Annotated in this window: 12 protein-coding genes and 2 pseudogenes; 10 read left to right on the top strand and 4 right to left on the bottom strand. The window is 51.3% G+C overall.

The window, feature by feature from the left end:
- The first annotated feature begins 70 nt into the window (after window positions 1-70).
- The gene (locus FGI41_RS05315; RefSeq protein WP_139488894.1) at window positions 71-790 is read left to right on the top strand and encodes a hypothetical protein; all 720 of its coding nucleotides are present in this window, start codon (window positions 71-73) and stop codon (window positions 788-790) included.
- Between the two features lie 638 nt (window positions 791-1428).
- Here FGI41_RS05315 and FGI41_RS05310 read toward each other — a convergent pair.
- The gene (locus FGI41_RS05310) at window positions 1429-2301 is read right to left on the bottom strand and encodes a lipoate--protein ligase family protein (protein ID WP_255298334.1); all 873 of its coding nucleotides are present in this window, start codon (window positions 2299-2301) and stop codon (window positions 1429-1431) included.
- A 136-nt stretch (window positions 2302-2437) separates the two neighbouring features.
- Window positions 2438-3853, bottom strand: a complete 1416-nt coding sequence (locus FGI41_RS05305; protein ID WP_139488892.1) for a metallophosphoesterase family protein — start codon at window positions 3851-3853, stop codon at window positions 2438-2440.
- A 212-nt stretch (window positions 3854-4065) separates the two neighbouring features.
- On the opposite strand from FGI41_RS05305, the gene FGI41_RS05300 reads away from it, so the two are divergent.
- Window positions 4066-4611 (top strand): coiled-coil domain-containing protein, encoded by a 546-nt coding sequence (locus FGI41_RS05300; RefSeq protein WP_139488891.1) that lies wholly within the window; start codon window positions 4066-4068, stop codon window positions 4609-4611.
- A 203-nt stretch (window positions 4612-4814) separates the two neighbouring features.
- Here FGI41_RS05300 and FGI41_RS05295 read toward each other — a convergent pair whose 3' ends face one another.
- Window positions 4815-6053 (bottom strand): S-layer homology domain-containing protein, encoded by a 1239-nt coding sequence (locus FGI41_RS05295; RefSeq protein WP_139488890.1) that lies wholly within the window; start codon window positions 6051-6053, stop codon window positions 4815-4817.
- 252 nt (window positions 6054-6305) lie between these two features.
- Here FGI41_RS05295 and FGI41_RS05290 point away from each other — a divergent pair, with 252 nt between their 5' ends.
- From FGI41_RS05290 to FGI41_RS05265, 7 genes and pseudogenes are all read left to right on the top strand, one after another.
- Window positions 6306-8411, top strand: coding sequence for an AMP-binding protein (locus tag FGI41_RS05290; protein WP_255298333.1), 2106 nt, complete (start codon window positions 6306-6308; stop codon window positions 8409-8411).
- A complete protein-coding gene (gene lplT / locus FGI41_RS05285; protein WP_255298332.1) occupies window positions 8408-9619 on the top strand; it encodes a lysophospholipid transporter LplT in 1212 nt (403 codons plus the stop codon). The genes FGI41_RS05290 and lplT overlap by 4 nt, the downstream gene beginning before the upstream one ends.
- Before the next feature lie 263 nt (window positions 9620-9882).
- On the top strand, window positions 9883-10431 hold the full coding sequence (locus tag FGI41_RS05280) for an RNA polymerase sigma factor SigX (RefSeq protein ID WP_139488888.1): 549 nt from the start codon (window positions 9883-9885) through the stop codon (window positions 10429-10431).
- Window positions 10428-11600: a zf-HC2 domain-containing protein gene (locus FGI41_RS05275; RefSeq protein WP_139488887.1), complete on the top strand. Its 1173-nt coding sequence runs from the start codon at window positions 10428-10430 to the stop codon at window positions 11598-11600. Before FGI41_RS05280 ends, FGI41_RS05275 begins: the two co-directional genes overlap by 4 nt.
- Window positions 11601-11681: 81 nt before the next feature.
- A pseudogene (locus FGI41_RS25810) lies at window positions 11682-12110 on the top strand (ATP-binding cassette domain-containing protein); the annotation flags it as partial.
- A 9-nt stretch (window positions 12111-12119) separates the two neighbouring features.
- Window positions 12120-12647, top strand: a pseudogene (locus FGI41_RS25805) (ATP-binding cassette domain-containing protein); the annotation flags it as partial.
- Window positions 12619-13473 (top strand): ABC transporter permease subunit, encoded by an 855-nt coding sequence (locus tag FGI41_RS05265; RefSeq protein WP_139488885.1) that lies wholly within the window; start codon window positions 12619-12621, stop codon window positions 13471-13473. The pseudogene FGI41_RS25805 and the gene FGI41_RS05265, both read left to right, overlap by 29 nt.
- Window positions 13474-13591: 118 nt before the next feature.
- On the opposite strand, the gene FGI41_RS05260 is transcribed toward FGI41_RS05265, so the two are convergent.
- Entirely contained in the window at window positions 13592-14095 is a 504-nt protein-coding gene (locus tag FGI41_RS05260; RefSeq protein ID WP_139488884.1) for a GNAT family N-acetyltransferase, read from the bottom strand.
- Between the two features lie 228 nt (window positions 14096-14323).
- On the opposite strand from FGI41_RS05260, the gene FGI41_RS05255 reads away from it, so the two are divergent.
- The gene (locus FGI41_RS05255; protein ID WP_139488883.1) at window positions 14324-14959 is read left to right on the top strand and encodes an FMN-dependent NADH-azoreductase; all 636 of its coding nucleotides are present in this window, start codon (window positions 14324-14326) and stop codon (window positions 14957-14959) included.
- The last annotated feature ends 82 nt before the right edge of the window (window positions 14960-15041 follow it).

Here is a 15041-nt window from a genome sequence, read left to right as displayed (position 1 = left end):
TGTAACCTTTTTGGGATGGTTGCGTCTTACCTAATGGAGTTCGTAACTTTTCTGCATGGGAGTGACCAGCATGAAGATCAAAACGTGGGTGCTGATTCCGTTTATTTGCCTGGTAATGGCAGGGATTGGCTCTTTGACGATGGATATGCCGCCAAAATCACCGGAGCATGCCAATGCAATGGCGGCGGAACGCACTCAGGCAGATCGGCCCAGTGTCGTGCCTGATGAGATCCTACACCGCATCAAAAACCATTTCCCAGCGGAGACACAGGAGCATATCACAAAGGATAACATTACGATGCTGCAGGTGAATCTAAAGGATCGGCCTGAGGGGAGTTCCTCCTTTGTCCCACAGCTGGCGGTCAGTGTTGCTTTGGATCATCTGAACGGCCTGTTTGCCATTTATGAACAAGTGGAGGGTGGATATAAAGAGGTGTATGTGCTCGAGGAACCCGTATATGGAGTGCAGGTGCTTGGTGGAGGGGTTCAGCAGATTGCGTTCACTTCTGGTCTGGGCGGTACGGGGGTGCAGGAGAATAAGCTGCATGTGATTCGGCATACGCCGGAGGGCTATGCGGAGGTGTGGAGCGACATCGCCCATTCACATGAAGCGAGGGAGATGATCCAGTCGGTTGATGGTACGATTGTGTATGATGAGCAGCGAAATGAACTGATCTATTTTCAATTAAAGCGGACGATGGATGCTGCGGGAACGATTTTGGCGGAAAAAAGCTCGTATCAGGTGCTAGTATATAATGAAAAAACGCGGAAGTACGAATTGGTAGGGTAAGAGAGAAGGCGATTGATGGCGGGGCAGAGAGAAGGCGATTGATCGGGGGTGCGCCTTTTTGACACCCCCTCGAAGAGGGAAGGAGTGTCCGCTTAGGAAAAAACAAGTGTGAGGCGGGGCAAAAAGGTTCGAGGAAGAGGATTCAAGCGAAGGGGTTTGCCCCTGGGGGATTCGGGGAAGCGGGTCACACTTGCTTTTTCCCTAGCTGGGCAGGGGAGTCAAGGAGGCTTACCCCCGATCAATCGCCTTCTCTCTGACGGGGATGGGAGGAAAAGAAAAAGGATAAAAGATATAAAGAAGAAAGAAGAAGAGACAAAAGCTTCAGGTGGCTGGTGCGCTGAAGTTTTTGTCTCTTTTTGTTTTTAAAATCATTTTAAAAATCTTTTAAAACATCTCAAGCTTGCGGGCATCAGGTGACTTGCCGTTTGCAAGCCTCTTTACATTTCATCCCAGCTACGAAACAAGCAAGCGTAGCCAGCATCTATGAATTCTCCCAGGGCAAACCCCTTCGTTTGAATCAGCTTCCCCGAACCTTTTTGCCCGACCCACGCTTGCTTGTTTCGTAGCGGCCAGTGAATCCTCATCGAAGAAATGTAAGAAGGCAAGCAAAAGGCAAGTCACCTGATGCCCCGGCCCCACTATAATGGAAGCTTCCACTCCGGATTTCTAATCTCATCTGCCGTAAATGAAAACAATCGCAATCGCTCAGTCAGGTGCTCATTGGCGGCCCCGACCTCATCAGCGTTCACAATCAATGGCGCGCGCTCCGCATCCCAAACACTCGTAAATGAACGGAAAAGCCGTTCTTTTACCTCCTCAACGGTAACGAACTTTCCATGATGCTGGGTCAGACTCCCGATGGTCTCGGCTTTGATCCCTGGAATAGGTTTTTGCTGTGGCTCCATCTCGTGCAGTCCTGCGTGGAGATAGAATTGCTCCATCAGTTCTCCACGGGCTTGTCCGCTGCCTTCGATATTGATGCAGAGCTGCAGGACAGAGCCGTGGCGGGTGCGGCGCTGGGCCATGCCACCGATTTTTTTGCCGGAGAGGGCGAAGTCATAATCCCCCACACAATAGGAATCCGTCACTTCTCCAAACTCAATCGTCCCATAGTCCCGCAGGCCGACGGTGAGCATGTCTGAAGCCATTTTGAAAAATCCATCAATCGAGATATCCGTGGTGGGAAGCTGGATCGCCATATTCAACACACCGGCGTCCAGTGGCACACAAGCACCACCGGAGGAGCGCAGGACACAGCCATAGCCTTTCGTCTGTGGAGCAACAGGCCTGCTGAATGTCTGGAGTGCATGAGCCAGATGCGGCAGCTTGGCGTCACGGCGGCCGAGGTAGAAGGCCTGATCATAGACCCAGAGGTGAATCACCGGCTTGGCGTCTGGTCTGCTCATAGCATTGACCAGGGCTTCGTCAACGGCGAGGGGATGCATCGGTTTAGCTGTATAGATACCTGTATCGATCCATTGAAACAGGGAAAAAGGTTCAGACGTAGACAACGGGTATTTCTCCTTCCACTTGCCAGAATCGGATTTCATTATACACCTGTTCCCAATAAAAAACTACGACAAATGGCAACCGTGCCGGCCTGCCTTCTGTCGCAGTTTCATTTTGGTTCATCAATAAAATAACGGTTTAGTCGGTAATCGCCTCTCCGGTTTTGAGGTCGATTTTCAGATGATTGTCAGAGCCTTCGGAGTCGGTTAAGAGGGAGTAGGCTGCGCCGCCGAGCATTTTGACCATTTCATCAGGGGAGTTGAGCATGCCTTGGATGATTTGCGCGGTCTGGGCATCCATTTTTTCATCGCCTTGGTAGTGGGCGACCATGGCGTTGATCATCAGTTGGCCGACGGTGAGACCTGGGACGATTTCGGTTTTGGTATACCGTTCTGCAGCAGGAAGGGCTTGATCAGCAGGAACACCGCGCTTGATTAGCTCGTAGGAAAGAATGCGGGGGACGAGACCGGCCAGACCATTGACGAGAAACTCGTGAGCGTATGTCGGAAACTCTTTTCCATCTGTGTCAAAATCAATGTTCTGAATGGTTACGCTTGTGATCGTCATCTCCTGATTTTTGTTGATCTCCACGAGACGGTACGGGATTGGATAGGTGACGAGTGATCCGGTTTCGATGTCATAGATGAAGTTGTTTTTCTTCGTTGCTTTTTTCGCGATGTCGTGGGAGTGGTAGTGACCAGTGAAGACCGCTTTCATGCCAAGGTCGGCCAGATCGGTGGAGACTTTGTCCCAGTTACGGACGACATATTCCGGGAAGAACTCATCTTGGGCTGCATAATGCTCGACGATACCGTGATGGGTCATCCCGATGACGAGCTTGCCTTTTGCCTTGGCTTTACGGAGCTGGTATTTGATCCAGTTCATGCGGTCACGGCTGTACTCGCCTGCCGTCTCGGGAGCATGCTGTTCGTGATTGTCAGCATAGAGGGCTGAGTCCATCACGACGATATAGAGTCCCTCGACTGGCTCGACAACATAGCTCATCGAGTTCGGGTCTTTGGCAATCGCCTCGTCATAGCCGAAATCGGCGTAGATTTCTTTGAATTGCTCAGGAGTTATCTGATCGACCGGATACGTTTTATCACCGTCAAAACGAACCGCATGTGGGTTGTTGAGATCATGGTTGCCTTCGATGACGTAGACTTTTTTGCCTGCGTCCTCAAGCTCTTGAAGGTAGTTGGCAAAGCCCAGATGGCTTACTTTTTCGCCATCTTTGGTCAGGTCGCCGGACACGAGGACGACGTCAACATCTGAGTTTTTCAGCTTGTCTACCATTTCTTGCAGGATTGGCTCGCTCTCGGAGAGAAGCTTGCGGTCCTGTGCCAGATAATCTTCGTAGGCTTGGCCGGATGTACCCAGCTCAGGAGCATAGTAGTGTGGGTCAGAGAACACGGCAATTTTGATGTTGGAGTGAAAAGGCTTGGTGGCGTGGGACTCATCCGGTGCGGCGGTCGCACTTGGGATGGCTGGAATGGTGCTGAGTAGGAATGCTGTACTAAGGATGGATGCGAGAGCGATCTTGCTTTTTTTCATCGGGAAACCTCCGTAGGTTCAGAATTTAGCTGTTTATGATAAATAGAAAAAGGCCTGATAACAGGATGATGACATTCGTGATCCATTATAATAGAAAAGGTAGGAATTTTCTGTTAAACCTTGGTAATCATTTGATGAATTTTATTCGCTGAAAAGTTTTTTATGTGTTTTATGATAGAGAATAGAACAGGAATCCAAGGAGTGGTGGGACGATGAGTGAAGAATTGCTTCAGCAGCTGATCAAGATGGTGGCCGAGAATAATCGGGAGACCAAGGAGATCAAGCAAGGGATGTTGGATATACAGCAGGAAATTGTGGAGATGAAGCAGGAGATTGGGGGCATTAAGCAGGAGATTGGGGGCATTAAGCAGGAGATTGGAGGCATTAAGCAGGAGATCGCGGGGATGAAGCAAGAGATTGCAGGGATACAGCATGAAATTGTGGGGATGAAGCAAGAGATTGCGGGGATCCAGCATGAAATTGTGGGGATGAAGCAGGAGATTGGGGGCATCAAGCAGGAGATCGCGGGGATGAAGCAAGAGATTGCAGGCATCAGGCAGGATATGCGAGAGATGAAGTATGACATAACCATCCTCAAAGATGAAAGCCTCATGAACCGCAACGAAATCCGCGCCCTCCGCAAAGAAATGAACGCCCGCTTCGACTCATCGGACAAACGTTTTGACCATTTGGAACGCCATTTCCGCCTGTTGGAATCGGATATCGACAGCGAGATCAGACGCAACAAAACGAGCTAGTGCGTTTAGAGTAACGAGATAAACAGACATACACGAGAAACACACGAAAACACACGAAAACACAAGTAAACACACGGAAAAGAGCAGGGGAGAGGAGGTCACCTGCTCTTTTCAATCTATATAAACGCTGTGGCCCAGCGGAAATCGCCTGATGGTAGTAAGACAGAGAGGGAGGCCGCCTCCAGTTCTTTTCATCCAACCATCTAAGGCAGTACTTTAAACGAGAAGTTGTCAAAATAGGTGGCTTTATCAGGCAGATCTTTGGTTGCGTCCTTGTTCAGATACAGGCCAAGAGACGTGCCGGTCAGGTCGCGGTCCTGCTGGCCGTAGACGAGTTTGTCATTGACATAGACATAGTAGTTGTCACCCTTGACCGTAACCTTGAGCTTGTTGGTCTTTTGCAGGGTGTAGGAGACGGTCGCTACTGCTGTGGTGTCGCGCTCCTTGACGTCTTGCATTTTGCGGATGTTGACCGCATTTTTACTGAGGTAGACGAGGGTGGCTTTGCCGTTTTTTCCGTTGAAATAGAGGCCGCCGAGACCGTCTGTGTCGGTGGCGATGACATCTGTCTGCAGCTCGTAGTTTTTCGGCTTGCGGGCTTCATCCCAGCGGAGCGGGAGCAGATAGTGATCGATGTCAGTGTTGTTGGAGTAGGCGCTTACGCGGTTGCTGTAGACACCCCAGGAGACGGCGCTTTGGCTGGTGAGCCAGTTTCTCAGTTTGTCATCGCTGAAGGTGTCGGTGACAGCGGTTGGCAGCTTCGGCTCCTCTGGCTTGGGTGCGGGTGGGAAGACGACTTTGTCGCTCTCATCCAGTTTGGCCCGATACAGGAGGGCAGCCGCTTCTGCGCGGGTGATCGCCGCCTGTGGACGGAAGGTGTTGTCGTTGAAGCCGTAAATCAGCTTGTTTGTAAGTGCCAAGGCAATATAAGGACGCAGGTTGTTCGAGATGCGGTATTCATCGGTAAAATCGTCGAGCAGGTCTGTGTCTGCCTTTTGCGTCTGGTCAAAACGGAGCAGACGTACCAGAGCGACGGCGATATCCTCGCGCACCGCGTCTTCTGCTGGCTTATACGTATAGGTAGAGCCGGTTTTGTAGCCGGTCAGATAAGGTTTGGCATATTCCACATAGCGGAATGCCCAGTGACTGCGCGGCACATCGCGGAAGGTCTGAGTGAGGCGGCTCGCATCATCCATATCCACGTCGGCGGCGGCAATCATGATTTTGGCAAATTCCGAGCGGGTGATCCGGTTGTTCGGGCGAAACGTGCCATCAGAATAACCGTCAATCACATCCTGCTCCGCCATCTCCATGATCGCCTCGTAAGCCCAGTGACTTTTTGGAACATCGCGGAACGATTGACTGGCTTGGGCTGCTGGTAGAGACGGTACGATGGTGAACAAGGTCATCGTCGCCAGCATTGAACTGACTAGTTTCTTCAAGGGTCTTCCTCCTTTGGTTGTTGGGTTCATTTGTTTGAGTCACTGATAGAGACGGTGGACAAATTTGGAATGTTGCGGGCATGAGCGAAATTGGGGAATATGACCCATAAGCACATACTAATATGTAGGTATGGGGATCAGCAACAATTGGCATACTATGGGAAAGTTAGACGAGCCTATAACGATTTTTGGTTGACTAAAATAGTAAGAATGTTCAAAATGAGGTTATTATGGTCAGAGAGGTGGAGCAAGGTGTCTATACTAGAAAAACTTGCAGGTAACATCTTGAACGGGTTGTTCCGAACCCGCATAAAAGGTCTGGAAAAGCTTGATTTTTCCGGTCCGGTGATACTTGCTCCCAATCATGTTTCATTATGGGATGCCGTGCTGTTAGGCATCAATCTGCCGGATGACGTGGTCTTCGTCGTCAACACGGAGATTGCCAAGCAGCTTGGTTCTATCCTCAACATCCGCAAGCATATTACCATCGACCCACTCAACTCCTATTCGATGCGTAAGATTCTGCGGGAGGTCAAAAGAGGGAAGCCCCTGCTGATCTTCCCAGAAGGACGGATCACCACAACAGGCACGATTATGAAAATATACAGCGGTCTCGGCTACATCGCGATGCGCACTGGGGCCAAAATCTATCCGATCTCCATCACGGGCTTAGAGCGCTCCAAGCTGTCGTATATGAGTGACAAATGGAAGACCCACTGGTTCCCCCAAGTCGGCATCACGATCGGAGATCCCTACCTGATCGAGCGAAAAGAAGATGTCCCCAAGCGGATTCTCAAAGAGCAGGCGACCCAACAGATCCTCCGCACGATGCAGCGCGAACTGTTTGCCGCCCGCCAAAAGAATGAAGTGAACCTTTTTAATGAAATGCTCGAAGCAGCCAAGCTCAACGGGCCCAAGATGCAGATCGTCGAGGACATCTCGTCAAAGGTGAATTACAAAAACCTGATCCTCGCCTCCTATGTGCTGGGCGGCAAGTTCGCCTCCATGCTTGGCCCGGAAAAAAACGTCGGGACACTGCTCCCGAGTGCCATCGGGCATATCGCCACACTGTTTGGCCTGTTCTATGTCGGCAAGACTCCGGTCGTCCTCAACTTCACGATGGGGCCGCAAAACCTGTTGGATGCTTGTGAGACAGCAGGTATCAAGACCGTACTAACCTCACGTGAATTCGTCGAAAAAGGAAAGATGGAGCCGCTCATCGAAGCACTTCAGACCACGACCCAGGTACTGTATCTCGAAGATATCCGCGCCACGGTTGGCACAGGTGATAAGCTTACCGCCTTGACCAACTACCTGTTCAAGAAAAAATCAACATCCACCGACAACGAGGTCATCCTGTTCACCTCCGGCAGTGAGGCAAAAGCAAAAGGCGTGGTTTTGTCCCACGCCAACATTTATAACAACATCTTACAGGTACGCACCATGATCGATGTCACCGCCAAGGACAAATTGCTCAATGTCCTGCCGATGTTCCACAGCTTCGGTCTGACGGTCGGCACGTTTTTGCCAGTCATCGGCGGCTTACCTGTCTTTACCTATCCGTCACCGCTTCATTACAAGGTGATCCCGGAGATCGCGTACGACCGCAACTGTACGGTCCTCTGCGGTACCTCCACCTTCCTCGCCGGCTATGCCCGGATGGCGAAGCCGTATGATTTTTACTCCATGCGCTACGTCTTGGCAGGGGCGGAAAAATTAAAAGATGAAGTCCGCCAGCTCTACATGGACAAATTCGGTATCCGTATCCTAGAGGGGTATGGTGCGACGGAGACCGGGCCGATCCTGTCGCTTAACTCACCTCTGAGTACCAAGCGCGGTACAGTCGGACAGTTCCTCCCCGGCATCGATTATCATCTGGAACAGATCCCAGGAATCGATCAGGGCGGCAATCTGCAAGTGAAAGGCCCGAATGTCATGAAAGGCTACCTGTTGCACGAGAAAGGCTTCGTACCGGCAGGGGAGTACTATGACACAGGAGATATCGTCCATATCGACGACGAAGAGTTCATCACGATCGTAGGACGCAAAAAGCGCTTCGCCAAGATCGCCGGTGAGATGATCCCGCTCAATCTGATCGAGCAATTGGCTGGCCAGCGCTTCGATGATCCCAACTTCGCTGCTGTCAACCTGCCGGATGCCCGTCGCGGCGAACGGGTGATTCTCTACACGAGCAACACGGAAGCGACCCTGACCCAGTTGAAGGACTATATTCGGGAAAAAGGCTACAGCCCGCTTCTGATCCCGTATAAGCTGGTGGCGGTCAAGGATCTGCCGCTCTTGGGCAGCGGAAAAACCGACTATGTCACACTCAAAGCGTGGGCGGAGGAACAGTCATGATGCGTTTGCAGCCATTGCCCGCTCTCTATACGACACAGTTTTTATCTGCATTTGCCGATAACATGATCCTCTTCGTGATCGCCAATCTGCTCGGGGAAAACGGCTTTTCTGCAGGGGCGCTGGCATTGGTCTCGATGGCATTTTTCATCCCGTATCTGCTGCTCGCTCCATGGGTTGGCCCGTTTGCCGACAAACATCCCAAGTCGGTCGTGCTGATGATCGGCAACTTGATCAAAGCACTCGGCGTTGTCCTGCTTTTGATCGTGCCGCATAACAGCATCCTCATGCTGATGCTGGCTTACTTCACGGTGGGGGTAGGCGCGGTCGTCTACTCCCCGGCCAAATATGGGATTTTGCCTGAGCTGACCGAGAATGAGGAGGAGCTGTTCCAAGCCAATGCTCGGATCGAAGGCTTCACTATTCTGGCGATACTGGCTGGGATCGGTGGGGGTGGAGCGATTGCGGCAGCGACCACGACGGTTACCTCGTCGATCATGTGTCTGGTGTTGTTCGGACTCTCCTTCTTGATGACCTTCTGGATTCCACGGACGCGCAGCCAGACGCTGACGATGGATTACCGAAGCGAGGCCAGACAGTTTTTCACCAGTGTCAAGGTACTGATGCAACACCCGTCCACCAACTTCTCACTGGTGGGGACCGGGTCGTTCTGGATGAGCTCGGCGGTGCTTCGGATCGCGGTCTTGGCGTGGATTCCCGTGGCACTCGGGTTTAACCCGAAGGATTTTGCCGTCTCTCTAATCTTGGCCACCACCTCCATCGGAATCATCGCAGGGGCGTTGCTTGCTCCGAAGCTGGTGCCGCTCCGGTATTTTTACCGTTCGTCCTGGTATGGCTTGCTGATGATGGTCTTAATCTTCATCTTCCCGTGGGTGCATGTGACCTGGCTGACCGTGCTGTTCCTGCTTGCGGTCGGGTTTATGGGCGGAGCGTATATCGTGCCGATGAATACGGTGCTCCAAGAAGAGGGGATGAAGCTCGTCGGTGCGGGTAAGACCATCGCGGTGCAGAATTTCGTGGAAAACGGGCTGATGCTCATCGGTTCCGCGATCTACTATGCCGTCACCTTTATGCAGTTGTCCATCTCAGGCGCGATCGTGGTGCAGGGCGTAATCTTCCTCGGATTCCTGATCTATCTGCGGCTCAAGGTAGATCAGATCAAGCGAAGCAGAAGCGCGCGATTGCAATAGACACGGTGAACCAAAGCACAAATCACGTGGTTGACATAGACCAATGGGATCAGACCAATCGCATCAGCCCATCACATTGGGCAACCAATAAATAACAGGGAAAATCTCCACTCAAAACAGACAGGCACTGACGGGTTCATGGTATCATGACTCTGACTACCTGTTTGTGCGAGAGGAGATTTTTTTTATTTTTTTTCGTTTCCCTGTCACAAAAATCGTCTCTGCGGTTTCTATCAGATAAACAGACAGAAAGGGGGACGAAAATGGAGGTGCAGGCAATTCGGATGGAAGATCTGACACGCGATCGGCAAAGCACCGAAGATTTTCAGGCGCTCTTTATCACCTACTACCCCCATGTCACCAGATATATCATGGGGATCGTCAAGGATCAGGCCATTGCTGAAGATTTGGCCCAGGAAGTGTTCCTGCAGTTTTACCACGCAGACCGCACCGTGATCGAGCATCTGCCCGCATGGCTGACCAAAACAGCGATGTATGCTGCTTATAACCACATCCGTGCCGAGAAGAGAAGACAGGCACGGGATGAAAAAGAGTCTTCGCAACAGATGGTGACTACACCGTCTACAGAACAAAAATGGTTGGAACAAGAGGAAATATCAGTTGTACGCGAAGTCTTGCAGGAAATGGACGAACGCGACCGGACCTTGCTTTTGATGAAGTATTCCGGCTTCCCCTACCACGAATTGGCGAAGGCAACCGGTGTCGAAAAAAGCTCGGTGGGTACCCTGCTGGCCCGGGCAAAAACCAAATTTCGCAACCTGTATAAAGGATGGAGGGGGGATGACGCATGACATGCCAAGAGATCGGATTTGTGCAGGCCTATATGGACGGAGAGTTGAGCCGCGACGAACGGAAGGAATTTGCCCGGCATCTGGAGCGCTGCCCGTCCTGCCAAAAGCTGGTGGGTGAATTGGATCAGCTGGAAAAATGGACACAGATGGCGATCAAAGAGAGCCGCTATGATCAGCCGTCTGCCCAAGAGATTGACACCAAAGCGGCCTGGGAGAGATTTCAGGCAAGCTTGGCCCACACCCATAAGGGATCAGGTGCCGCCTATGAAACAGATCAACATATGAACAGGAGTTGGAACACAATGAAAAAGACCTATAAAAACTGGATCGTCGGTACATCTGCCGCTGCTGTATTGTTTGGTGCATTCAGCATTCCACAGGTGCAGGCGGTTGCCAGTGACGTCCTTTCCATTTTCCGCGTCAATCAAGTAGAGTTCATCAAGCTGACCGAATCAGATATGCATGATATCGCAAGCTGGTTCGATAACAATGCCGCCGGCGAACAAGAGATCAAGGGCATTGGCAAGATCTGGACGAAGGAAGCCAAGAACCGTGAGCCGCAATTCTTTGATACCGCAGAACAGGCGAAAAAAGCAGGCTATACGCTTCCAGCCGTTCCAGCGGGATATCAGGGCCGAAGCTTCTCTATCTCACAAGCCTTCACGGTTTATGCCCAACTAGACACCGAGAAGGCCAACAAGCTCCTGCGCCAGCTCAAGGCAGACACCCAATTTGACGACAAGCTGAATGGAAAAGAATTCTCGCTCACCGTTCCCCAATCGATCGGAATGATGCTGACCAAAGCAGATCAGGCTCCAACGACCCATATCTCCTATGACGTCATCAATGCACCTGAGATCCAAGCACCAAAAGACGTCGATCTGAACTCACTCCGGGACACCGTCCTCTCACTGCCATTCATCCCGGAAAACGTAAAAAGACAGCTGGGTGACATCGAGGATTGGAAACATACCTTGCCGATCCCATACATGGAAGGAAATGGGGACCACCTGAAAGAGATCAAGATCAATGGTACCCAAGCGATCCTCTATCAGAACGAACATGACGCTTCGCTCGTCTGGCAAAAGGACGGCAAGCTTCATAAGCTCCATATGAATGGCCAATCCATTAACACCAATCAATTGATCGAGATCGCCAAAGAACTGTAAGAAGTAGAAGAAGAGTTCCAAAGAGCATCCCTGCAGACGGGAGGCTCTCTTGGCGTTTGTCCCTAGAAAAGGAGGATTCATGTGACCGATACCATCATCCAAACCTGGAATTTAACCAAACAATACGATGGCAAAGCAGGCTGTCGGGAGATCACCTTGCAGGTACCACGGGGTGTCGTTTTTGGATTTCTCGGTCCCAATGGCGCTGGCAAAAGTACGTTTGTCCGCACCATGATGGGACTGATCCATCCCACATCCGGTCGGGCAGAAATGCTGGGCGCCCCCATCGGAACGATTGAATCCCGTCAATCGGTCGGCTATCTGCCAGAGCTGTTCCGATACCCGGACTGGCTGACCGGAACCCAATTGCTTGAGTCCCATGCAGAGCTATGCGGCCTCGGACGCTCCGAACGCAAAAAAAGATGCAACGATTTGATCGAGCTGGTCGGGTTATACGGACGCGGGGATGAAAAAATCCGCGGCTACTCCAAGGGGATGCAGCAGCGGATTGGCATTGCCTGTGCGCTTGTGTCTGATCCCCAACTGGTATTCTTCGATGAACCTACCTCGGCGCTGGACCCGATTGGCCGTAAGCAAGTGCGTGAGCTGATGAGGGAGCTGCGCAATCAGGGAAAAACCGTTTTTCTCAACAGCCATCTGCTGAGCGAAGTGGAGGATGTATGCGATCATGTGGCCATCATCCATAAAGGGGAAATGGTCGCACAAGGCGAATGGCGCAAGCTCTCAGCCGTCAAGACGCAGGTCGAGATCACAGTCGGCTCAAGCCCAGGAGGCAACCCGTGGGCTGACACATCCGCATTGGTCAGAGAGTCGGAGCGGTTGTCTGCCACAGGTGAGCGCGAGACATGGCTCATCACACTTGCCGACGAAGACAGCATCCCTGATCTGGTTCACCTGCTTAGCGCCCGCGGCCTTTCCATCTACGGGGTTACCCAAAGACAGCAGCGGCTGGAGGATGTATTTTTCCACTACATCAGTCAAAAGGAGGCTTGGGCACATGTGGACCATCGCCAAAATGTCGTTTAGAGAGATCCTGTCCAAACGTATTTTTCTCATCACGATTTTCATGACCATCGCCTTCCTGCTGCTGTATGGTACCGCGACGTTCTATGCGGCCAAAGAAGCGGGCGAGAATGGTATGCAGGATGTGCTGGAGCAGAGCTTCTTCTCCACGCAGCTCTTAGGCATGGGACTTTATTTTTCCTCATTCATCGTCTCTCTGCTCGCCATCTTAAGCAGTGTCAGCAGTATCTCCAGTGAGATCGAGAGCCATCAGATCGATACGTGGCTGGCCCGCCCGCTGTCACGCTCTTCTTTTGTCATGGGAAAATTCATTGGACAAAGTATGCTGATGCTGGTGTATGCGGCTGTCCTGTTTGTAGGGATTATTCTCTTGAATCAGTGGCTGGGGGGCACCTTTCTGCGCGTGGATGTGAGCATGGGACAAGTAGTGAAGGCATTGTCTGTATTTTTGCTGCAGCCACTTATCATTATCATCATCGGGCTTCTGCTCAGCAGCCTGATGAGCACCATCAACGGTGGAATTGTCCTCATTATCCTGTATGGGATTGGCTTCATCGGAGGATTCATCGAACAGCTCGGCGCCGCGATGGGAAAAGTAGCGCTGCAAAATATCGGTATTGTCTCAAGTCTCTTATTTCCCATCGATTCGTTGTTCCGGAAAATGACGGTCTATCTGTTTGACAGTGCAGATGATCCGTTTTCCTTTGCCGCACAGGGGATTTTTGGGAGCCTATCGACACCCAGCAACATGATGCTGGCTTACATCGCTGTCTATGGTCTCGTGGCGCTGGGGCTTGCGATGAGGAATTTTTCGACGCGGGATGTGTAAGAAGTAGATAAAAAGCATTGTTTATACGAAAACACCCAGGAGTGTGGACTCTCGGGTGTTTTTTGCGTTCACGCAGGTTGAGGCTGCTCAGGTTGCGGCATGTTGGGCCGTGATTTTTTCACGCAGAGCCGTGCCTTCTTTTTGCACCGGCAAATAGCTGAGTATCTTCACGCGGGGCAAAGGTAACACGGATCTTGTCGGCCTTGAGCATCAGGAGCATACTCCCGTCCGGCATCCGTTCGTCGTAAATATCGAGAAAGCCGATTTTGCGCCAAAACCGGGCTGCGGCATCGTTGGCGGCCCAGAGTGCAACCGAGTGAAAGGGGAGGGCCTCCAGCTCGACTTGCATCGCGGTGATCAGCTTGGTTCCCATGCCTTGGCCCCGATTGGTCACGCCAAAATCAAGCAGCTTGAGCACATCTGCGTCATCTGCCTGCAGGCTCAGCCGAAAATGGTCGTTGCGGTACGAGATGAACCAGCACAGCGAAGACGTACGGATGTGATACGTCACCTCCTGACCGGTGATTGCTTCAAACAAGTTCGCCAGCCGTTCAAACGGACGCTGCCGCAACCGCTGTACCTTGTTGAGAATGGTAATGGGGATATCTTTCCATACAAGCATGCATCTTTCGCCTCACTTTCATGGCTAAATCGAGCATGAAATGCAAACATTATATGCAGGTCAGCTCCCTTTCTAGAAGTCTGAGAAGCAACTTGCAAAAAAGAGGGAGCAAATAACAACAAAGTTACTTGACAAAAGTAAGTTATCAAATTATGATACTTACATATGGTAAGTAACAAACGATTTTTTAACTAATTTGTATATAATGAAAGGCAGGTTGAATTCATAATGGCACAAGTTTTGTACATTATCGCGAACCCGCAAGTAGAAGAGTACTCCTTTGGTCTGCAAGTAGGTAAGGAATTCGTCTCCGCATACCGTGAAGCGAATCCACAAGACGAAGTAGTAACCGTTGACCTTTACAACATCGATCTCCCACTGATCGACAAGGATGTCCTCACCGCTTGGGGCGCACTGCGTCAAGGCACAGAGTTCACCGCTCTCTCCGCGGCTCAACAACAAAAAGTATCCCGCATCGGTGAGTTGACTGATCAATTCGCAGCGGCTGACAAATACGTATTTGTTTCTCCAATGTGGAACCTTTCTTATACCCCATTGCTCAAAGCATACATCGACACCTTCCTGATCGCAGGCAAAACCTTCAAATACACCGAAAATGGTCCTGTAGGTCTGCTCGCAGGCAAAAAAGCAGTTCACATCCAAGCTCGTGGCGGTATTTACTCCGAGCCTCCAGGCAGCGATCTGGAATTCGGTGACAAGCACCTTCGTGCGGTCCTCGGTTTCATCGGTATCACAGATGTAGAAACCATCGCGGTAGAAGGTATGGCAGCGGCTCCACAAGACGCTGAGAACATCAAATCCCGTGCGATTGACAATGCCCGCGACGTAGCGAAACGCTTCTAATTCATATTCAATCTAACGCAAAACCATGCGAAAAAGCCCGTAATCATTGCGATTGCGGGCTTTTGTCATGCCATCAGAGCGA

This window comes from Brevibacillus dissolubilis (assembly GCF_006170445.1).
GTDB classification, from domain to species: Bacteria; Bacillota; Bacilli; order Brevibacillales; family Brevibacillaceae; genus Brevibacillus_B; species Brevibacillus_B dissolubilis.
The sequence above is the reverse complement of the archived record's forward strand: the minus strand, read 5'-3'. Positions and strand labels throughout refer to the sequence as shown.

Coding starts and splice junctions, on each gene's coding strand:
- FGI41_RS05315 (WP_139488894.1), top strand. CDS start 71: ATGAAGATCAAAACGTGGGTGCTGATTCCGTTTATTTGCCTGGTAATG.
- FGI41_RS05305 (WP_139488892.1), bottom strand. CDS start 3,853: ATGAAAAAAAGCAAGATCGCTCTCGCATCCATCCTTAGTACAGCATTC.
- FGI41_RS05300 (WP_139488891.1), top strand. CDS start 4,066: ATGAGTGAAGAATTGCTTCAGCAGCTGATCAAGATGGTGGCCGAGAAT.
- lplT (WP_255298332.1), top strand. CDS start 8,408: ATGATGCGTTTGCAGCCATTGCCCGCTCTCTATACGACACAGTTTTTA.
- FGI41_RS05280 (WP_139488888.1), top strand. CDS start 9,883: ATGGAGGTGCAGGCAATTCGGATGGAAGATCTGACACGCGATCGGCAA.
- FGI41_RS05275 (WP_139488887.1), top strand. CDS start 10,428: ATGACATGCCAAGAGATCGGATTTGTGCAGGCCTATATGGACGGAGAG.
- FGI41_RS05265 (WP_139488885.1), top strand. CDS start 12,619: ATGTGGACCATCGCCAAAATGTCGTTTAGAGAGATCCTGTCCAAACGT.
- FGI41_RS05260 (WP_139488884.1), bottom strand. CDS start 14,095: ATGCTTGTATGGAAAGATATCCCCATTACCATTCTCAACAAGGTACAG.
- FGI41_RS05255 (WP_139488883.1), top strand. CDS start 14,324: ATGGCACAAGTTTTGTACATTATCGCGAACCCGCAAGTAGAAGAGTAC.